Genomic DNA, 19,570 nt, shown 5'->3' on the forward strand with positions numbered 1-19,570 from the left:
GCGCAAGGCGTTGGGCCAAGCCCGGCGGGCTGCGGTAGACTAGGCGGCCTACGAGCGGGGTGAGGGACGACGATGGACCGCCTTCAGGCGATGCAGACCTTTCGTGCGGTGGTCGAGGCCGGGAGCTTTGCCGGCGGTGCGCGCAAGCTGGGCCTGTCCAACGCCATGGTCAGCAAGCAGGTGGCGCGGCTCGAACGCCAGTTGGGGGTGCGCCTGCTGACGCGCACCACGCGGCGGTTGCAGCTCACCGCCGAAGGCGAGCGTTACCTGCACGGGGCGTCCCGGCTGCTCGACGAGTTGTATGAGCTAGAGGCGGGCCTCGGCGAGCAGCGCGGTGAGCTGCGTGGCCGCTTGCGGCTCTCGGCGCCGCTGGATTTCGGGGTGGGCGAGCTGATACCCGCGCTGCAGGCGTTCGAGCATCGCCATCCGGAGATCCAGCTCGACGTCATGCTCGAGGATCGTTGTGTCGATCTGGTGGCCGAGGATTTCGACCTGGCCATCCGGATCGGCGAACTCGACGACTCGAGCCTGATCGCGCGGCGGCTGCTGAGCATGCCGGTGGGGGTCTATGCAGCGCCCGCCTATCTGGCCGAGTACGGCGAGCCGACGCATCCGGACCAGTTGAGCGGCCATCGCTGCCTGCATTACAGCCTGCAGCGCGAGGGCCCGAACTGGGTCTTCGAGGTCGACGGGCGCCTCAGGCGCTACCCCGTCCGCCCGGTGCTGACCTGCAACAACGGACGCGCGCTGGTCGAGGCCGCGGCCCGTGGCATGGGGCTGGTCTACAAGCCGGCCTTCCTGGGCGAGCCGGACGTGGCGCAGGGGCGCCTGACCCGGGTCCTCGAGGGCTTCGCCGTGCCGGCGCTGGGTGTCAATCTGCTCTACGCCGAACGCGACCTGATGCCGGCACGGCTGTCGGCGCTGATCGCGTCCCTGGTCACGCACTTTCACCGCGAGGCGCCATGGCCGGCCCGATCCTGATCTTCGACTCCGGTGTCGGCGGGCTGTCGGTGGCCGCGGCGATTCGCGAGCGGCTCCCGGCGGCGACGCTGGCCTATGTCTGCGACAATGCCATGCTGCCCTACGGCACCAAGCCCGATGCCTGGCTGGTCGAGCGGATCACCGCCGTGTGTCGCGAGGCGGTTCGGGTCAGTGACGCCGCCGTGCTGGTGGTGGCCTGCAATACCGCCAGCACCCTGGCCCTGGAGGCGTTGCGCGCGGCGCTCGACATCCCGGTGGTGGGCACCGTGCCGGCGATCAAGCCCGCGGCGGCGCTGAGCCGAACCGGCACCATCGCCTTGCTGGCGACGTCGGCGACCGTCAATCGTGCCTATACCCGGCGGCTGATCGAGGAGTTCGCCGGGCACTGCCGGGTGCTGCGTCTCGCCGCCGATCCCCTGGTCGCCGAGGCGGAGCGTCATCTGGCCGGTGAGCCGGCCGACGAGGCGACCCTGGTGGCCAGTCTGGCGCCGCTGTGGCGCGAGCCGGAGCTCGACACCGTGGTGCTCGGCTGTACCCATTTTCCCCTGCTGCGCGCGCGGTTCGCCGCCTGTGCGCCCCGCGTCGTGTCCTGGGTCGATTCGGGCGACGCGATCGCCCGTCGCGTCGCCGCTATCGTCGCCACCCCGCTCGCCGGCCAGACGAACCGGGCCTGGGCCACCGCTCCCGGCCGTGCGCTGGCGGCGATCCTCGCCGAGCGTGGCTTCGGTTCCCCGCAGGTCCTGGACCCCGGAGCCGTGCGTGTCCCGGTGGCGCGCTGACGCGCTTTTTCCGTTTACCCTCATCGAAGGAGATGTCGTGGCCGTACCCGTCGTCGAACCCGAGCGCTACACCGCCCAACTGGAAGCCAAGCGTGAGCGCATCACGGCGCAGTTCGCGTCTTTCGATCCGCCGGCGCTGGAGGTGTTCGCCTCGCCGGCCAGTCATTACCGGATGCGCTGCGAGTTCCGCGTCTGGCACGAGGGCGACGACCTGTTCTACGCGATGTTCGAGGTCGACCCGGCGGATCCCAAGAACAAGCAGGTGATCCGGCTCGATCAGTATGCGGTGGCCAGCCGGACCATCAATGCGCTGATGCCCCGGCTTCGCGAGGCGGTGATCGACGACCCGGTATTGCGGCACCGGCTGTTTCAGGTGGAGTTTCTGACCACCCTCAGCGGTGAGGCGCTGGTCACCCTGATCTATCATCGCCGGCTCGACGCGGCCTGGGAGGCGAAGGCGCGCGCCCTGCAGGAGCGACTGAACGTGTCGATCATCGGCCGCGCCCGCAAGCAGCGTCTGGTGCTCGATCGCGACCACGTCTGGGAGCGCCTCGCGGTGGACGGGCGCACGCTGGTCTACCAGCAGGTCGAGAACAGCTTCACCCAGCCCAACGCCGAGATCAATCGCGCCATGCTGGGCTGGGCCCGGGACGTGACGCGGGACGGCCAGGACGGTGATCTGGTCGAGCTCTACTGCGGCAACGGCAACTTCACCGTGGCCCTGGCCGAGAACTTTCGCCGGGTATTGGCCACCGAGATCTCGCGCACCTCGGTGGCCTCGGCGGGGGTCAACCTCGCCGCCAACGGTGTCGACAACGCCGTCGTCGCCCGCATGTCGGCGGAGGAGTTCGCCGAGGCGCTGGCCGGGGAGCGCCAGGGCCGCCGGGTCAGCGAGATGGCGCTCGACGACTACCGCTTCACCACGGTGCTGGTCGACCCGCCACGGGCCGGGCTGGATGCCGAGAGCTGCGAGCGGCTGCGCGCCTATCCGCGGATCGTCTATATCTCCTGCAACCCGACCACCCTGGCCGAGAACCTCGCTCAGTTGCAGGATACCCACCGCATCCGGCGCTTCGCGCTGTTCGACCAGTTTCCCTGGACCGACCATTGCGAATGCGGCGTGCTGCTCGAGCGTCGCGGATGAGCGCGCAGGCGCGTTTCGCCGCCGCCGTCAAGAGGCGATGCGCAACTGACATGCACCATGAGAAAGCCGGCATGACGATGGGGCGCGCCGATTGAGCTAGAGTATCCTCACGGGTAGCGTGATAGACCACGTCACAAGCACATCCCCGGTCGCAGGCAGCGACCGGACGCAGCCGAGGTGATTGATGCAACACGTCGCTATCGATGGCAAGCAGGAATTTCTGGCCCAGCTTCGCGAACAGCTCGCCAAGCGCCTGCCGGAGGAAAAGGTCAAGGAAGTGGCCACGTTCGCCGAGGATTTCTACGCCAGTGCGCCCCTGGAGGATCTGCTCGAGCGCCACCTCGACGATACCTACGGGGCAACGCTGACGACCTGGCACTTCATCCAGCACTTTGATCCGCGCTCGCCCAAGGTGCACGTCTACAACCCCGATTTCGAGGAGCATGGCTGGCAGTCCTCGCACACCGTGATCGAAGTGCTCCACGAGGACATGCCGTTTCTGGTCGATTCGGTGCGTATCGAACTCAACCGGCGCGGCATCACCGTGCATGCCATCCACAACGCCGTGCTGGCGGTCGAGCGTGACAGCAAGCACGATCTCAAGCGGGTGACCGGAACCCAGGCCAAGAACGCCCCCGAGTCGCGCGAGTCGATCATGGTCATCGAGATCGACCGCCACTCCGATCCCGACACCCTCGAGGAACTGGAGAACAGCCTGCTCGACGTGCTGGGCGACGTGCGCACCGCCGTCGAGGACTTCGACCCGATGCGCGACAAGGTTCGCGACGCCCTCGAGGAACTCAAGTCGGTGCGCCCCGAGCAGGTGGACAAGGCGGACCACAAGGAGGCGGTGGCCTTCCTCGAATGGCTGCTCGACGACAACTTCACCTTTCTCGGCTACGACGAGTACGAGGTGGTCGAGAAGAAGAAGGGCCAGGACGACCTGCGCCCGGTGAAGGGCAGCGAGCTGGGCGTGTTCAAGCTCGACCAGCCCCGCTATCGCGAGCGCATCCGCAGCGACATGGGGGTGGAGGGCGATCATTACGTGCTGATCCCCGAGCTGCTGTCCTTCGCCAAGAGCGCCTATCACTCGCGCATTCACCGGCCGGCCTACCCGGACTACATCTCCATCGAGCGCTACGACGAGAACGGCAACGTCATCGGCGAGCGGCGCTTCATCGGCCTCTACGCCGCGGTGGTCTACAATGACTCGCCACGGCACATCCCGGTGCTGCGCAAGAAGATCCAGGCGGTGCTGGACGCCTCGGGGGTCAACCCCAAGGGGCACAACGGCAAGCACCTGTTGCAGATTCTGGAGGTCTATCCCCGCGACGACCTGTTCCAGATCAGCAGCGAGGAACTGACCCGCACGGCGCTGGGGATTCTCAACATCCGCGAGCGGCGCCGCGTGCGACTGTTCGTGCGCGAGGATCGTTTCGGGCGTTTCTACTCCTGTCTGGTGTTCGTGCCTCGCGACGTGTTCTCCACCGATCTGCGCCTGCGTGTCCAGCAGCTGCTGTGCGAGGAGCTCGATGCCACCTTCGGCGACTTCAACACCTATCTGTCGGAGTCGGTGCTGGCGCGTATCCAGTTCATCCTGCGCTTCAACGACGAGACGCCGGTCGACTACGACCTGCGCAAGATCGAGAAGAAGATCGCCGGCCTGGCGCGCAGCTGGCGCGACGACCTGCTCAATGCCCTGGTCGAGGGCGTGGGCGAGGAGAAGGCCAATCGCCTGATGAACGTCTATCGCGATGCCTTCCCGAGCAGCTATCGCGACGACTTCACGGCGCGCACCGCGGTCTACGACATCCACCACCTCAGCGAGGTCGAGCAGGGCGAACCGATTTCGGTGAGCCTCTACCGGCTGGTTGAGGAGGACGAGGAGGGCGTCAATCTCAAGCTGTTCCACGGCGACGCGCCGGTTCCGCTGTCCGACGTCCTGCCGGTGATGGAGAACCTGGGCCTGCGCGTGCTCGGTGAACGCCCCTATGGCGTGCATCGCGAGGATCGCGCCTTCTGGATCCACGACTTCACCCTCGAGCACCACGGGCGGGAAGTGGTCAACCTGCAGGACATGCGCGAGACCTTCATCGACGCGCTCAAGCGTATCTGGACCGGCGAGGCCGAGAACGACCCGTTCAACCGGCTGGTGATCGGCGCCAACCTGGACTGGCGCGAGGTCGCCTTGCTGCGCGCCTATGCACGCTATCTCAAGCAGATCCGTTTCGGCCTGTCGCAGCTGTATATCGCCACCACCCTGGCCAACTACCCGGAGATCACCCGCGAGCTGGTCACCCTGTTCGGCCTGCGCTTCGATCCCGAGCGCCAGGACGGCGACGACGCCGGCAACGCCAAGGCGATCGAGCAGTGTGTCGAGCGCGTCAACGGCCTGCTCGACGAGGTCGGCAGCCTCAACGACGATCTGCTGCTGCGCCGTTACATCGAGCTGATCCAGGCGACATTGCGCACCAACTTCTACCAGCGTGACGACCAGGGCCACCACAAGGACTATATCTCCTTCAAGCTCGACCCCACGCGTGTGCCGCTGATGCCCAAGCCGCGGCCCAAGTTCGAGATCTTCGTCTATTCGCCGCGGGTCGAGGGCGTGCACCTGCGCGGCGGCAAGGTCGCCCGCGGCGGGTTGCGCTGGTCGGATCGCCACGAGGATTTCCGCACCGAGATCCTCGGCCTGGTCAAGGCGCAGCAGGTCAAGAACGCGGTGATCGTGCCGGTGGGCGCCAAGGGCGGTTTCGTCTGCAAGCGGATGCCCGAGAACGCCGACCGGGATGCCGTGCAGAAGGAAGGCATCGCCTGCTACCAGATCTTCATCCGCGCGCTGCTCGACCTGACCGACAACCTGGACGGCGGCGAGGTGGTGCCGCCCGCCGACGTGGTCCGTCACGACGACGACGACCCCTACCTGGTGGTCGCGGCGGACAAGGGCACGGCGACCTTCTCCGACATCGCCAACGAAATCTCCCTGGAGTATGGCCACTGGCTGGGCGATGCCTTCGCCTCCGGCGGGGCGCACGGCTACGATCACAAGAAGATGGCGATCACCGCCCGCGGCGCCTGGGAGTCGGTCAAGCGCCACTTCCGCGACATGGGCGTGGACACCCAGAAGGATCCGTTCACGGTCGTCGGGGTCGGCGACATGGCCGGCGACGTGTTCGGCAACGGCATGCTGCTCTCCGACAAGATCCGGCTGGTCGGGGCCTTCAACCACCTGCACATCTTCGTCGACCCCGATCCCGATCCCGAGACCTCGTTCGCCGAACGCAAACGGCTGTTCGACAAGCCGCGCTCGAGCTGGGAGGAGTACGACAGCTCGCTGATCTCGGAGGGTGGCGGTGTCTTCAAGCGCAGCGCCAAGTCGATTTCGATCACCGCGGCGATGAAGAAGGCCTTCGGCATCACGGCCGACAAGCTTTCGCCCAACGAGCTGATCCAGGCGATGCTCAAGGCCCAGGTGGACCTGGTCTGGAACGGCGGCATCGGTACCTACGTGAAGTCCAGTCAGGAGACCCACGCCGAGGTCGGCGACAAGGCCAACGACGGCCTGCGCATCGACGGCCGGGACTTGCGCTGCCGGGTGGTCGGCGAGGGCGGCAACCTCGGCCTGACCCAGCGCGGACGCATGGAGGCGGCGCATCACGGCGTGAAGGTGAACACCGACTTCATCGACAATGCCGGCGGGGTCAACTGTTCCGACCATGAGGTCAACATCAAGATCCTGCTCGATGACATCGTCAAGAACGGCGACATGACCGAGAAGCAGCGCAATCAGCTGCTGGCCGACATGACCGAGGAGGTCGCAGGACTCGTCCTGCGCGACAACTACCGCCAGACCCAGGCGCTGTCGCTCAGCGAGATCCTCTCCCGCGAGGGGCTGGGACCCTATCGGCGTTTCATCAACGAGCTGGAAGCCAGCGGCCATCTCGACCGCGAACTGGAGTTCCTGCCCGACGACGAGACCCTGCTCGAGCGTTCCAACAACGAAGAGGGGCTGACGCTGCCCGAGCTGTCGGTGCTGATCTCCTACGCCAAGAGCACCCTCAAGGGCGACCTGATCGCCTCCGAGGTGCCCGATGACCCCTACATCCAGCGATACCTCGAGCGTGCCTTCCCCAAGGCGCTGATCGAGCGCTTCCCCGAGGCGATGTATCAGCACCGCCTCAAGCGCGAGATCGTCGCCACGCAGATCGCCAACGATCTGGTCGATCACATGGGCATCGTCTTCGTGCGCCGGCTGATCGACACCACCGGCGCCAGCCGGGCCGATATCGCACGGGCCTACATCATCGCCCGTGACAGCTTCAACCTGGAAGGGCTGTGGCAACAGATCGAGGCGTTGGACAACCGCGTCGACAGTCGGGTGCAGTACCAGATGATGCTCGACCTGATGCGCCTGCTGCGTCGCGCCACGCGCTGGTTCCTGCGTCAGCGCAGCAGCCTGTCGGTGAGCGAGAGCATCGAGCACTTCGCACCGCGGATCGGCCAGTTGCAGGAGAACATCGGCAAGCGCCTGCGCGGTCAGGAACTGGAAACCTGGCAGGAGCGTCGCGACGAACTGGCCGAGGCCAAGGTGCCCAAGACCCTGGCGAGTATCGTCGCCGCCACCGGCAACCTCTATGCGGGGCTGGGGATCATCGAGGCCGCCAAGCAGACCGGCGAGAAGATCCAGCGCGTCGCCGAACTCTACTACGAGATCGGCCATCGCCTGGAGCTGCCGTGGATGAGCGAGCAGATCGACGCGCTCCAGGTCCGCGACAGCTGGCAGGCGCAGGCCCGCGAGACGTTCCGCGACGACCTGGATCGTCAACAGCTCGCGCTGACGGTGAGCGTGGTCAAGATGGACGATGCGCCACGCGACGTCGAGCCGCGGGTCGAACAGTGGCTGTCGCGCCACGACGATCTGCACAAGCGCTGGCGCGGCCTGATCGACGAGGTCAGCGGCGGCACCCATGGCGGTTATCCGCTGTTCGCGGTGGCGATCCGCGAACTGGTCGATCTCGCCGAGAGCGATGGCGATTGAACCATCGTCCCTGGTCCGGGTCGCTAGGCTCGACGAAATCCCGGTCAACGGGGTTTCGTCGTTGCCCCCTTGAGTCACGAGGGTTGGCGCGAGTCCTCGCACGTGATGGAGTGAGGGGCACGATCCTCGAAGACGGGTCTGATATGCTTGGCCCACCGGATCCATTGCCAATTAGAGAAACGTCATGAAGCATCGCGTATTAACCGTCGCAGTCGCCTTGGGACTCATCGCGGGGACCCCCGAGGCGCTGGCGCAGAGCGCCGCCTTGCAGAAGGCCCAGGAAGCCGCCGATCAGTTCGATATCAGCAAGTACCTCACGGCGCGTACCGACGCGCGTAGCCAGAGCTTCGGCTTCGGGGGAACGCACACACACACCGTCACGGTGAAGAAGCCCGGGCGTTACGTCTTCACCAGCGGCACCCTGGCCGGCGAGTCGGATGACTATCGCATCGAGGCCCAGTTGCTCGACGAGCAGGGGCGGGTGCTCGCCCGCAGCGAAGGACTTGGCCAGAACGGTGGCCTGCACCTCGAGCAGCAGCTCGAGCCGGGCGAGTACACGCTACGCGTCTCGGCCAACAAGTTCGGTTCCGAGGCCCACGGCGGCAACAGTTTCACGGTCTCGGTGGCCGGGTTGAGTGATGAAGGCGAGCGGCTCAACACCGACGAAAGCGGCATCGATGGCGGTACCGATATTCACTTCGGCAGTGACGAGGGCAAGACGGCGTTCGTCGACAACAAGGACGCGGTGGCGACCATCGCCGCACCCGGGGCCGCAGCGTCCGATCGTGCCGGCAAGGCCGCGACGTCGGAGGCTTCCGGAGATCGCCGAGAGCGGCAACCCAAGGCCTTCGAGGAGATCGTCGCGGACATTCGCATTCGCCAGGAAGGCGAGGTCATGACCTTCGACGTCGCCCAGGCCGGCACCATCTCGGTGACCAGTTCGACGTTCCCCGGTAGCGGTGGCGACTACACGCTCCAGGCCAAGTTGCTCGACGAGAACGGCAATGTCGTGGCCAGTGACAAGGGTGTCGGCGCCCAAGGCGACTTCGCCATCGAGACGCCGTTGCAGCCGGGTCGCTATCGGGTCTGGGTCAGCGGACGCAAGTTCGGTTCGGCCATGCAGGGCGCCAACCGGTACACCCTACGCGTACGGCAGCTCAATACCCGACCCTGAACCGGTGATCCCGAGTTCCGACGATCTGCGATATACTCCCGCCGCCTTACCGTCCGCCGAGGAAGCCGATGTACGCGCCCGTCCGTTCGATCCTGTTTCGTCTCGACCCGGAAACCGCGCACGGCGTCACGCTGGGTGCGCTGGATGCCGCGCACCGCTGCGGGCTGACGGGACTGTTGCGCGGCGGGGCGCGGGTCGACGACCCGGTCGAGGTGATGGGGCTGCGCTTCGGCAACCGCGTGGGCCTCGCCGCCGGCCTCGACAAGAATGCCGATCATCTCGACGCCCTGGGGGCGCTGGGGTTCGGTTTCGTCGAGGTCGGGACCGTCACGCCCCGGCCGCAGTCCGGCAATCCGCGCCCGCGGCTGTTTCGCCTGCCGGCGCGTGGCGCGATCATCAACCGCATGGGCTTCAACAACGCCGGGGTCGACCATCTCGTCGCCAGGGTGCGCAAGAGCCGCTATGACGGGGTGATCGGCGTCAACATCGGCAAGAATCTGACCACCCCGGTGGAACGGGCGGTCGATGATTATCTGGCCTGTCTCGAGCGGGTGCACGGCGTGGCGCATTACGTCACGGTGAACATCTCCTCGCCGAATACCCCCGGGCTTCGCGATCTGCAGTTCGGCGAGCACCTCGATGCCCTGCTGGGCACGTTGCGCGAGACCGCGACACGCCTGGATCAGGCAGCGAACCGGCGCGTGCCGCTGGCCGTCAAGATCGCCCCGGACATGGACGACGAGGCGATCGCCCTGGTCGCCGAGGCGCTGATGCGCAATGGTATCGATGGAGTGGTCGCCACCAACACCACGGTCTCGCGCGAGGGCGTGGCGGGGCTGGCGCATGCCGAGGAGGCGGGTGGCCTGTCGGGCGCCCCGGTGCGCACCCTGTCCGATCATGTCGTCACCGCCCTGCGCGAACAGCTGCCCGAGATGCCGATCATCGGCGTGGGCGGTATCGACAGCGGCCAGGCGGCGCGGACCAAGCGCGATGCGGGCGCCGATCTGGTGCAACTCTACTCGGGGTTCATCTATCGGGGGCCGGCCCTGGTCGGCGAGTGCGCCAGGGCGCTGCGCGCGTGAATCGCGTGGCGGCGACACGATAAAAAGGCCCGCGGTGGAGGCGGGCCTTGGAGGGTGTTCTTCACGATGAGACGAAGAGTGTCACATCACCATGGGGTTCTTGTGGATACCGGCCACACCCGTCATGCCGGACCACTGATCCCCTCGACCTTCACGCCAACCGCTCATCCAGTATTCACGTAGATTGATATCCTGGCTGGGGCAGTCGTCTCTAGAGCGTCCGGTAATGCCCGCCTTGTAGCCATGAACATAAGCACGCTGGAAGCGATCACGTTTCTGTCGTTTCATCGGATGACCTCTTAGGTGAGAACCCAATTTATATCGTGACGAGCCACTTCACGACGACAGGCCGAATGCCCCTTGCCGCCGCTGCTCTAGGGCCCGCGGACAGAACGCATGCGTTTTGTAGTAGCTACTGAATTCATTTCTAGTTGAAAAGTGGCAGGGCTGTCGAGCCGTCTTTTGTCACAGTACTGTTACGCAAATGAAATTAAAGGAACATTAACGCATATGAGCGTCGAGCGAGATCGCAGTCAGGCCGTCGCCGCGTCATGCCAGGCGTTCTTCGCCAGTTGCCCCAAGGATATCGAAGGGTTGCTGGCCGACGAACTGAGCGCGCTGGGCGCCGACGTCACCAAGCAGACAGTCGCGGGGGTGCACTTTCGTGCCGAGCTCGCCGTTGCCTACCGTGTCTGCCTCTGGTCGCGACTGGCCAATCGCGTGGTTCTCTGCCTGGTACAGGCGACCGGCGTCGAGGCGCCGGAGGCCATCAAGGCCCGCGTCGCCGAGGCGAACTGGGCGGAGCAGACGGCACCCGGGGCCACCCTGGCGGTGGATTTCCACGGCCAGTCGCGGGAGATCCGGCATACCCGCTTCGGCGCACAGCTCGTCAAGGACGGCGTCGTCGATGCGCTGCGCGCGGCGGGGCGCGAGCGGCCCAGCGTCGACCTGCGCGATCCCGATCTGCGCCTGTACGCGCACCTGCATCGCGGGCGGCTGATGGTGGGCATCGACCTGTCCGGTGGCAGCCTCCATCAGCGTGGCTACCGGCGTGACCCGGGGCATGCGCCGCTCAAGGAGAACCTGGCCGCGGCCCTGCTGATCCGCGCCGACTGGCCGGCGCGCGCCAAGCGCGGCGAGACCCTGATCGATCCGCTGTGCGGGGCGGGGACGCTGCTCATCGAGGCGGCCTGGATCGCCGCCGACATCGCCCCCGGGCTGCAGCGTCGGCGTTTCGGGTTCCAGGGCTGGGCCGGGCACGACGCGTCGCTGTGGCGTGAGGTGCATCGTGAGGCGGAGGTGCGCGCCGGGCTCGGCCGGCGGCGCGTCAAGTCGCGGTTGTTCGGCCGTGATCGCAGTCCCCAGGCGCTGGCCGCCGCCAAGGCCAACGCGATGCGCGCCGGGATTCCGGCGCTGATCGAGCTCGAGGGCGGCGACGTCGACCACTGGCAACGCCCGCCGGAGCACGACACACCGGGGCTGATCATCACCAACCCGCCCTACGGCGAGCGCATCGGCGAGCTGCCCGAGCTGGTCACGCTCTATGCCTCGCTGGGCGAGCGGGCGCGTCGCCAGTTCCCCGGCTGGACGCTGGCACTGTTCACCGGCAACCCCGACCTGGGGCATCGCACCGGCCTGCGTGCCGCGAAGCAGTATGCCTTCAAGAACGGGCCGATCGACTGCAAGCTGTTGCTGATGACGGTGCCGGACGAGGCGCAGGCCGCTGAAACGCCGCAGTCGCCGAGTCGCTCGTCGGGGGCGACCATGTTCGCCAACCGGCTGGTGAAGAACCGCAAGCGTCTGGCCAAGTGGCTCAAGCGCAGTGGCGAGACCTGTTACCGGCTCTACGACGCCGACATGCCGGAATATGCCCTGGCGGTGGATGTCTACGGCGAGCGGGTGCATGTACAGGAGTATGCGCCGCCGCGCTCGGTGGATCCCGACCAGGCGAAGCGCCGGCTGATGGAGGCCCTGGAGGTGATTCCCGAGGTGCTCGGGGTAAGGTCGGAGGCGGTCTATCTCAAGCATCGCGAACGCCAGGCGGGCAAGGCGCAGTATCAGAAGCGCGACGCCAGCGGCGAGCGCTTCCAGGTGCGGGAAGGCCCGGCCACGCTCTGGGTCAATCTGCGCGACTACCTCGACACCGGGCTGTTCCTGGACCACCGTCCGGTACGCCGGTTGATCGGCGAGATGGCCGGCGGCACGCGGTTTCTCAACCTGTTCTGCTATACCGGGGCGGCGACGGTGCAGGCCGCGCTGGGTGGCGCCAGCGAGACGCTCAGCGTGGACCTGTCCAATAGCTATCTCGACTGGGCGCGCGACAACCTGGCGCTCAATCGCCTCGATCCCGCCCGGCACCGGGTGGTGCGCGACGACTGCCTGCGCTGGCTGGAGACGGCCCGGGGCACCTTCGATCTGATCTTCCTCGACCCGCCGACGTTCTCCAACTCCAAGCGCATGGACGGCACGCTGGATATCCAGCGCGACCACGCCGCGCTGATCGAGCGTTGCATGGCACGCCTGGACGCCTCAGGCACCCTGATCTTCTCCAACAACCAGCGCCGCTTCCGGCTCGACGAGGCGCTGACGACGCGTTATCACGTCGAGGAGATCACCGGGTCCACCTATGATCCGGATTTTCGCCGTCGGCCCGATCTCCACCACTGTTTCCTGATCCGCCATGCCGAGGGCGCGGGGTGACGGTGACACCGCCGAGCCGCTGGACCACGCCGTGAGGCCGGCGTCTCGGCGCCGTCCGTAGAATGGTAGGCGAAGGGCTATTCGAGCAGCGACAGCTGGCGCACGGCATCGCGCCCTTCGGGGGTGTCGGCGCGGGTCTCGAGCACCCGCCGGAAGCCCCGCGACCGCTGGATGTGATCGACGTCGTCGAGCCACATCATCGCCTGGTCGTAACCGTCGGCCAACTGGTGCTTGAGGCCGCCGAACTGGGTGCCGATCTGGCCCCAGGCGCGACTGAATATCCAGTCGCCGAACATGTCCTGATGGACATGCACCAGCACGTAGTCATGGTCGCTTTCCCAACGGACGATCACGGTGGCTCCTGAATCGGTGGCGGCTTGTCGCGTCCCGTGCCGCGGCCTAAGATGGCTGGCGGTCGGGGTCCCCATTTTAGCCGCCCCTCGCCCGCGAACAAGGAGCGACCCGCATGCGCATACTCGCCGATCAGAACATTCCCCTCATCGAGGCCTTCTTCGGCGAGTTGGGTGACATCACCCGGTTGCCGGGGCGCGAGATCGACGCCGCGGCGGTACGCGATCACGACATCCTGCTGGTGCGCTCGATCACCCGCGTCGATGCGGCGTTGCTCGAGGGCTCACGGGTGCGTTTCGTGGGCACCTGCACCATCGGCACCGATCATGTCGATCTCGACTACCTGCGCGAGCGTCACATCGGTTTCGCCAGTGCCCCGGGCAGCAACGCCGATTCGGTGGTCGACTACGTGCTTTCCAGCCTGCTGCTGCTGGCCGAGGAGGAGGGCGAGGCGCTGTCGGAGCGCAGCGTGGGTATCGTCGGCGCCGGCAACGTCGGCGGGCGGCTGGCCCGACGGCTCGGCGAGATGGGCGTGCGTTCGCTGATCTGCGATCCGCCGCGGGCCCGCGACGAGGGGCGCGAGGATTTCGTCGACCTGGACACCCTGATCGCGCGTAGCGACGTCATCTGCCTGCACACGCCGCTGGTCGAGGCGGGCGAGCATGCCACCCATCATTTGATGGACGCCCGCCGTGTCGCGGCCATACGCCCGGGAAGCGTGCTGCTCAACGCTGGACGCGGCGCCTGCCTCGACAACGCCGCGCTGCGCCGTCGGCTCGAGGAGCAAGCCGATCTGCGCTGCGTGCTGGATGTCTGGGAGCAGGAGCCGGCCATCGACGAGGCGCTATTCGCGCTGGTGGATATCGCCACCCCGCACATCGCCGGCCATAGCCTGGACGGCAAGATGCGTGGCACCGAACTCGTCTACCAGGCGGTGATGCAGCACTATGGCCTGCCCGTGCGCTGCAAGCTCGGCCAGATCAAGCCGGATCCCTGGCTGCGCAAGCTGGTGCTGACCGAATGGGCGCCGCCCCTCGAGGCGCTGTCGCTGTGCGTGCGCGCCTGCTACGACGTGCGCCGCGACATGGTCGGCTTCGAGCGTTACCGGCGGCGACTGGGCATGGCGCAGGCCTTCGATCGCTACCGCGCCGAGTATCCGGTACGCCGCGAGTTCTCGACGCTGCGTGTGGACTTCAAGAAGAACAACAACGACCTGCGCGAAGCCATCGCCGGGTTCGGCTTCAAGGTCAAGCTGGCGGGCAAGTGACACTGGGTTGCGGTGGCCGCGGGCTGAGCCCGCGGCCTTGTCGCGTCATGCAGGGGCTCACCGGAGAGGGGCTCACCAGAGCGCGACGAGTTCCTTGTGCAGCGAACCCTTGACCTTCTCGACCTGACCGCTGTCGATGTGCCGGGCCAGCGTCGCGAATACCGCGCGGGTCGCGGTGGCGGGGTCGATGTCCTGCTTGGTCTTGGCCATCTCTTCGTCGACGCGCTGCAGGAAGGTCTCCTGATGGCGGGTCCGCTCGGGTTGCTCCGAGGGCTGCCAGCGCTCGAAGAAGGCGCCGCGCAGCAACAGCGGCAACTGGGCGCCCAGGTGCGCCGTCAGCGAGGTCGGCAGGCAGTCGCGCAGGTTTCTGAGTACCGTGCCCAGCAGGTGCCAGGCGGTCTGCCGGCTGGCGTCGGTGTCTTGCATCACGTCATCCAGCCAGACATGCGTGGTGTGCAGGGTTCTGTCGAAGACTTCCAGGCCATTATCGCTCATGACAACACTCCTTATTCGTGCGATGGGCCGGGGTATCCGGCACGTCCATCCGGGACGTGCCGTCACTATAGGCGGTGTCGGCGTGTCTTTCCTTGTGGCTGCGTTGCCAGGTGCAACGAGAGGTTGCCAGAGGTTTCCGGCGGGGCGCTCGCCATGCAAGAGGCCCGCGCATGGCGGGCCTCGATGACAGGAGAGCGGATGCGTCACTGCCGGTAGGCGGACTCCTTGAGCGCGCGGATGCGGTCGTCGAGTGGCGGGTGGCTGGCGAACAGGCGCTCCATCAGCTTGCGGGTCTGGCCGGTGGTGATGGCGAAGGCGGTGAGCGTGTCCGGCATCTGGTCGGGCATCTGGGTTTCCGCCTTGAGACGCGCCAGGGCGTTGATCATCGCTCCGCTGCCCGCCAGCCGGGCCCCGGCGGCGTCGGCGCGGTATTCGCGGAAGCGCGAGAACCAGGCGACGATCACCGAGGCGACCAGCCCGAAGACGATCTCGGCGACGATCACCACCGCGAAGTAGCCGAAGAAGCCCAGCCCGCCCCCGTTGTCGTCGCGGCGCAGGAAGCTGTCGATCAGTTGGGCGACCACCCGGGCGAAGAACATCACGAAGGTGTTGAGCACGCCCTGGACCAGCGCCAGGGTGACCATGTCGCCATTGGCGACGTGGCCGATCTCGTGGCCCAGCACCGCGCGGACCTCCTCGGGGCGCATGCGGTTGAGCAGCCCCGACGAGACCGCGACGAGGGCGTCGTTCTTGTTCCAGCCGGTGGCGAAGGCGTTGGACTGTTCGGCCGGGAAGATGGCGACTTCCGGCATCTTGATGCCGGCGTCCCGAGCCAGTTCCGCCACGCTATCGAGCAGCCATTTCTCGTTGGCGTCGCGGGGCGTTTCGATCACCTGAGCCCGGGTGCTCATCTTGGCCATCGTCTTGGAGAGCAGCAGCGAGACCAGCGAGCCGGCCATGCCGAAGACGAAACAGAAGATCAACAGGGCGTTCAGGTTCAGTCCGTTGGCGTTCAGATAGGGCTCGACGCCCAGCAGTCGCAGGGTAATGCTGGCGACCAGGACCACGGCCAGGTTGGTCGCCAGGAACAGCACGATGCGCATCATATGACGAAACCTCAGTAGTCGGTAAACCAGGGGCAGTCGGTAAAATCAGGTATTTCAGGGTGTTGTTCGACTTCTTAGATAACCGCCGGCGGGGCGGGTTTCAAGCCCCCGGCGGTTTTTTTCGTGATGCGGGAATTACTGCCGGTAGCGGCTCAGAAAGCGCGCGAAACGATCCAGGGCGTCCTCGAGCTGCTCGGCCCAGGGCAGGGTGACGATGCGCAGGTGGTCGGGTTGCGGCCAGTTGAAGGCCGTCCCCTGGACCAGCAGGATCTTTTCCTGCAGCAGCAGGTCGAGCACCAGCTTCTGGTCGTCCTGAATGTTGAAGACCTTGGGATCGAGCCTGGGAAAGGCGTAGAGCGCACCGCGCGGCTTGGTGCAGGAGACGCCGGGGATCGCGTTGAGCTTCTCGAAGGTGATGTCGCGCTGCGCGCGCAAGCGCCCGCCGGGGAGCACCAGGTCGTTGATCGACTGGTAGCCGCCGAGTGCCGTCTGGATGGCGTGCTGGGCCGGCACGTTGGCGCACAGGCGCATCGACGCCAGCATGTTCAGCCCCTGGATGAAGTCGTTGGCGCGCTGCTTGCCGAGCTTGCCGGAGAGGATCATCCAGCCGGAACGGAACCCCGCGCAGCGGTAGCTCTTCGACAGCCCGTTCATGGTCACCACCGGCTGGTCGTCGGCGGCCAGGGAGCCGGTGGAGACGTGCTCGACCTCGTCGTAGAGGATCTTGTCGTAGATCTCGTCGGAGAACACCACCAGATCGTGCTGCCGGGCGATCGCCAGCAGTTCCTTGACCACCTCGGGCGGGTACACGGCGCCGGTGGGGTTGTTGGGGTTGATCAGCACGAGCGCCTTGGTGTGCGTGGTGATCTTGTCGCGGATGTCGGCGAGATCCGGCGCCCAGTCGGCCTGCTCGTCGCACATGTAGTGCACCGGGCGCCCCCCGGAGAGGTTGGCGGCGGCGGTCCACAACGGGTAGTCGGGGGCGGGGATCAGTACCTCGTCGCCGTCGTTGAGCAGCGCCTGCATGGCCATCACGATCAGTTCCGAGACGCCGTTGCCGACGAAGATGTCCTCGACACCCACGTCGGGAATGCCCTTGCGCTGGCACTCCTGCATGATCGCCTTGCGCGCCGAATAGAGCCCCTTGGAGTCGCAGTAGCCCTGGGCGGTGGGCAGGTTGCGCATCACGTCCTGAAGGATTTCCTCGGGGGCCTCGAAGCCGAACGGCGCGGGGTTGCCGATGTTGAGCTTGAGGATGCGCTGACCTTCGTCCTCGAGCCGCTTGGCATGATCGAGGACCGGGCCGCGAATGTCGTAGCAGACGTTGTCGAGCTTGTGCGACTTGCGAATCGGGTGGGGCGAGGTGTCCATGGAATACCGGGGTCCGTTGGCTGACTGAGCGCAGGGCGAGACGCGGCAGGGCGGCGAGCATCGAAAACGCCCGATGCCGCCCGGGCGCGCTGCGTTGCGACAGCATAACCCGGCGGTGCAGGGCTGCAAATGGCGTCAGCCGTCGGCGCCGGGCTCGTCGCTGGGCGGGGCCGGGATGTCCGCCGGCGTCTCCAGGGTCAGCCGGCCCAGCTTGCCATCGCGCAGCTCGTGGAGCAGCACCTCGGCCCCGCGGTGCAGGTCGACTTCACCACCGGCACGCAGCCCCCCGCGCTTGCCGGCGATCGCGGCGACGATCGCCTGACCGTCGAAGCCGGCCCGGGCCAGCAGGTCGGGTTGCGTCGGCCCGTCGGCCTCCACCCGGTCGGCTTCGGGGACGGGCGTGTACGCGGGCAGCTCCTTGAGCTTGAAGCGGCCTTTCAGGGCGTCGGGGTAGCGCCTGGCGAGCTCGGCGGCCGCCACCACCGCGACATCCAGGTAGTCGATGGCGGTGTCGCGGATCGCGCCGCTGGCGGCGAGCCGATAGGCACTGGCCTGATCCTCGATCTTGGGCCACAGCACCCCGGGGGTGTCGGTCAGCGCGATGCGCCCGTCGATGCGGATCTTCTGCTGGCGCTTGGTCACCGCCGGCTCGTTGCCGGTCTTGGCGATCTTGCGCCCGGCCAGGCCGTTGATCAGCGTCGACTTGCCGACGTTGGGGATGCCCATCACCATCACCCGCACGTCGCGGTCGGCGCGCACCTGGCCGGCCAGTTCATGACACAGCGCGGGAATGCGCTTGAGCTCGCGCGCCTGGGTGGTGGTCACGGCCAGCGCCCGCGTGTCGGCCTGGGCGTCGAAGTGGGCGACCCATTCGCGGGTACGCTCGGCATCGGCCAGGTCGGCCCGCGAGAGGATCTTGAGCACCGGCTTGTGTTCGGTGAGTTCGGCGAGCATGGGGTTGGCGCTGGAGTAGGGCAGCCGGGCATCCAGGACCTCGATCACCACGTCGATCTCGGGCAGGGCTTCCTTGATCTGGCGCCGCGCCTTGTTCATGTGTCCCGGATACCAGCCGAGCATGTCGTCCCCCTGACGGTCGTGACCAATGAAAAGGGCGCCATCTTAGCAGATCGGCGCCCGGTGAGGCGGTCGTGGCTGGCTCACTCGTCGGGGTGGAAGTCCAGCGCCACGGAGTTGATGCAGTAGCGCTGTCCGGTGGTCTCGGGTGGGCCGTCGGGGAAGACGTGACCCAGATGGGCATCGCAGTGCGAACAGACCACCTCGGTGCGTCGCATGCCATGGGACTCGTCGAGATGCTGTTCGACCGAGCCCTTGCCCAGCGGACGGTCGAAGCTCGGCCAGCCGCAGCCGGCGTCGAACTTGTGCTCGTTCTCGAACAGCGCCGCCCCGCAGCACACGCAGTGATAGATCCCCTGTGCGTCGCTGACCTGGTGGTCGCCGCTGAACGGCGCCTCGGTGCCGTGCTCGCGGGTGACGCGGTACTGCTCGGGTGTGAGCTGTTCACGCCATTCGGCGTCGCTCTTCTTCAGCTTGTTGCGCATCGACGTTCTCCTCATCGGTGGGCGGCGTTCGTCCCCGCTCATGAGACAACAGATCGGCGGGTCGATTCCAGAGCTTGTCGCGCTGCCGCTCGCGCGATTCGTGCCCTGCGGGGCGGGTATGGGCCACGCCCTGTCAGCCTTTCCCAGCATAGACGCGACACATGGCGGCGTGGCGAGGTTGACACCCGGGGGCGGGCTAATTAATATACGCGCCACCTCGACGAGGCAAGGCACTGCGTCCCATTCGTCTAGTGGTCCAGGACACCGCCCTTTCACGGCGGTAACAGGGGTTCGAACCCCCTATGGGACGCCACTTCCTCTCGAGGTAAAACTGGAAAGCGCGGGAATAGCTCAGTGGTAGAGCATCGCCTTGCCAAGGCGAGGGTCGCGAGTTCGAATCTCGTTTCCCGCTCCAGATTGCGTCCCATTCGTCTAGTGGTCCAGGACACCGCCCTTTCACGGCGGTAACAGGGGTTCGAACCCCCTATGGGACGCCACTTTCCGGTCAGCCAGTTTTGGCGTT

General features: G+C 66.6%; 15 protein-coding genes and 3 tRNA genes. 11 read left to right on the forward strand and 7 right to left on the reverse strand.

What is annotated here, in order from left to right; genetic code table 11:
* Positions 1-72: 72 nt before the first annotated feature.
* The 6 genes from KGR00_RS04465 to KGR00_RS04490 all read left to right on the forward strand — a co-directional run bounded on the left by KGR00_RS04465 (position 73) and on the right by KGR00_RS04490 (position 10,198).
* Positions 73-981 (forward strand): LysR family transcriptional regulator, encoded by a 909-nt coding sequence (locus KGR00_RS04465; protein WP_224417527.1) that lies wholly within the window; start codon positions 73-75, stop codon positions 979-981.
* Positions 963-1,760 (forward strand): glutamate racemase, encoded by a 798-nt coding sequence (murI, locus tag KGR00_RS04470; protein ID WP_224417526.1) that lies wholly within the window; start codon positions 963-965, stop codon positions 1,758-1,760. Before KGR00_RS04465 ends, murI begins: the two co-directional genes overlap by 19 nt.
* A gap of 37 nt (positions 1,761-1,797) precedes the next feature.
* On the forward strand, positions 1,798-2,904 hold the full coding sequence (gene trmA, locus KGR00_RS04475) for a tRNA (uridine(54)-C5)-methyltransferase TrmA (RefSeq protein WP_129140188.1): 1,107 nt from the start codon (positions 1,798-1,800) through the stop codon (positions 2,902-2,904).
* 184 nt (positions 2,905-3,088) lie between these two features.
* The gene (locus KGR00_RS04480; protein ID WP_224417525.1) at positions 3,089-7,942 is read left to right on the forward strand and encodes an NAD-glutamate dehydrogenase; all 4,854 of its coding nucleotides are present in this window, start codon (positions 3,089-3,091) and stop codon (positions 7,940-7,942) included.
* 184 nt (positions 7,943-8,126) lie between these two features.
* Positions 8,127-9,116, forward strand: coding sequence for a hypothetical protein (locus KGR00_RS04485; protein WP_224417524.1), 990 nt, complete (start codon positions 8,127-8,129; stop codon positions 9,114-9,116).
* Positions 9,117-9,184: 68 nt separating this feature from the next.
* Positions 9,185-10,198, forward strand: coding sequence for a quinone-dependent dihydroorotate dehydrogenase (locus KGR00_RS04490; protein ID WP_129140185.1), 1,014 nt, complete (start codon positions 9,185-9,187; stop codon positions 10,196-10,198).
* An 81-nt stretch (positions 10,199-10,279) separates the two neighbouring features.
* On the opposite strand, the gene rmf is transcribed toward KGR00_RS04490, so the two are convergent.
* The gene (gene rmf, locus KGR00_RS04495) at positions 10,280-10,486 is read right to left on the reverse strand and encodes a ribosome modulation factor (protein ID WP_129140184.1); all 207 of its coding nucleotides are present in this window, start codon (positions 10,484-10,486) and stop codon (positions 10,280-10,282) included.
* 222 nt (positions 10,487-10,708) lie between these two features.
* Here rmf and rlmKL point away from each other — a divergent pair, with 222 nt between their 5' ends.
* A complete protein-coding gene (rlmKL, locus tag KGR00_RS04500) occupies positions 10,709-12,898 on the forward strand; it encodes a bifunctional 23S rRNA (guanine(2069)-N(7))-methyltransferase RlmK/23S rRNA (guanine(2445)-N(2))-methyltransferase RlmL (RefSeq protein WP_224417523.1) in 2,190 nt (729 codons plus the stop codon).
* A 77-nt stretch (positions 12,899-12,975) separates the two neighbouring features.
* On the opposite strand, the gene KGR00_RS04505 is transcribed toward rlmKL, so the two are convergent.
* Positions 12,976-13,251, reverse strand: coding sequence for a hypothetical protein (locus KGR00_RS04505; RefSeq protein ID WP_129140182.1), 276 nt, complete (start codon positions 13,249-13,251; stop codon positions 12,976-12,978).
* Positions 13,252-13,364: 113 nt separating this feature from the next.
* Here KGR00_RS04505 and pdxB point away from each other — a divergent pair, with 113 nt between their 5' ends.
* Complete coding sequence (pdxB, locus tag KGR00_RS04510; RefSeq protein ID WP_224417522.1) at positions 13,365-14,516, forward strand: 4-phosphoerythronate dehydrogenase PdxB; 1,152 nt, start codon at positions 13,365-13,367, stop codon at positions 14,514-14,516.
* Positions 14,517-14,588: 72 nt separating this feature from the next.
* On the opposite strand, the gene KGR00_RS04515 is transcribed toward pdxB, so the two are convergent.
* The 5 genes from KGR00_RS04515 to msrB all read right to left on the reverse strand — a co-directional run bounded on the left by KGR00_RS04515 (position 14,589) and on the right by msrB (position 19,047).
* Entirely contained in the window at positions 14,589-15,011 is a 423-nt protein-coding gene (locus KGR00_RS04515; RefSeq protein WP_224417521.1) for a DUF2267 domain-containing protein, read from the reverse strand.
* Positions 15,012-15,214: 203 nt separating this feature from the next.
* Complete coding sequence (htpX, locus tag KGR00_RS04520) at positions 15,215-16,117, reverse strand: protease HtpX (RefSeq protein ID WP_224417520.1); 903 nt, start codon at positions 16,115-16,117, stop codon at positions 15,215-15,217.
* 135 nt (positions 16,118-16,252) lie between these two features.
* Positions 16,253-17,488 (reverse strand): pyridoxal phosphate-dependent aminotransferase, encoded by a 1,236-nt coding sequence (locus KGR00_RS04525; protein ID WP_224417519.1) that lies wholly within the window; start codon positions 17,486-17,488, stop codon positions 16,253-16,255.
* A gap of 135 nt (positions 17,489-17,623) precedes the next feature.
* Positions 17,624-18,565, reverse strand: coding sequence for a ribosome biogenesis GTPase YlqF (gene ylqF, locus KGR00_RS04530; RefSeq protein ID WP_224417518.1), 942 nt, complete (start codon positions 18,563-18,565; stop codon positions 17,624-17,626).
* An 80-nt stretch (positions 18,566-18,645) separates the two neighbouring features.
* Entirely contained in the window at positions 18,646-19,047 is a 402-nt protein-coding gene (msrB, locus tag KGR00_RS04535) for a peptide-methionine (R)-S-oxide reductase MsrB (RefSeq protein WP_129140176.1), read from the reverse strand.
* A gap of 237 nt (positions 19,048-19,284) precedes the next feature.
* Between msrB and KGR00_RS04540 the strand changes: the two genes are divergently transcribed.
* From KGR00_RS04540 to KGR00_RS04550, 3 genes are all read left to right on the forward strand, one after another.
* Positions 19,285-19,360 (forward strand) — tRNA-Glu (locus tag KGR00_RS04540).
* 27 nt (positions 19,361-19,387) lie between these two features.
* Positions 19,388-19,462, forward strand: a tRNA-Gly gene (locus tag KGR00_RS04545).
* A gap of 6 nt (positions 19,463-19,468) precedes the next feature.
* Positions 19,469-19,544 (forward strand) — tRNA-Glu (locus tag KGR00_RS04550).
* Positions 19,545-19,570 lie beyond the last annotated feature (26 nt).

Origin of the sequence: Modicisalibacter sp. MOD 31.J (assembly GCF_020147985.1) — a bacterium.
In the GTDB taxonomy this organism is placed as follows: domain Bacteria; phylum Pseudomonadota; class Gammaproteobacteria; order Pseudomonadales; family Halomonadaceae; genus Modicisalibacter; species Modicisalibacter coralii.

Coding starts and splice junctions, on each gene's coding strand:
- KGR00_RS04465 (WP_224417527.1), top strand. CDS start 73: ATGGACCGCCTTCAGGCGATGCAGACCTTTCGTGCGGTGGTCGAGGCC.
- murI (WP_224417526.1), top strand. CDS start 963: ATGGCCGGCCCGATCCTGATCTTCGACTCCGGTGTCGGCGGGCTGTCG.
- KGR00_RS04480 (WP_224417525.1), top strand. CDS start 3,089: ATGCAACACGTCGCTATCGATGGCAAGCAGGAATTTCTGGCCCAGCTT.
- KGR00_RS04485 (WP_224417524.1), top strand. CDS start 8,127: ATGAAGCATCGCGTATTAACCGTCGCAGTCGCCTTGGGACTCATCGCG.
- KGR00_RS04490 (WP_129140185.1), top strand. CDS start 9,185: ATGTACGCGCCCGTCCGTTCGATCCTGTTTCGTCTCGACCCGGAAACC.
- rmf (WP_129140184.1), bottom strand. CDS start 10,486: ATGAAACGACAGAAACGTGATCGCTTCCAGCGTGCTTATGTTCATGGC.
- rlmKL (WP_224417523.1), top strand. CDS start 10,709: ATGAGCGTCGAGCGAGATCGCAGTCAGGCCGTCGCCGCGTCATGCCAG.
- pdxB (WP_224417522.1), top strand. CDS start 13,365: ATGCGCATACTCGCCGATCAGAACATTCCCCTCATCGAGGCCTTCTTC.
- KGR00_RS04515 (WP_224417521.1), bottom strand. CDS start 15,011: ATGAGCGATAATGGCCTGGAAGTCTTCGACAGAACCCTGCACACCACG.
- htpX (WP_224417520.1), bottom strand. CDS start 16,117: ATGATGCGCATCGTGCTGTTCCTGGCGACCAACCTGGCCGTGGTCCTG.
- KGR00_RS04525 (WP_224417519.1), bottom strand. CDS start 17,488: ATGGACACCTCGCCCCACCCGATTCGCAAGTCGCACAAGCTCGACAAC.
- ylqF (WP_224417518.1), bottom strand. CDS start 18,565: ATGCTCGGCTGGTATCCGGGACACATGAACAAGGCGCGGCGCCAGATC.
- msrB (WP_129140176.1), bottom strand. CDS start 19,047: ATGCGCAACAAGCTGAAGAAGAGCGACGCCGAATGGCGTGAACAGCTC.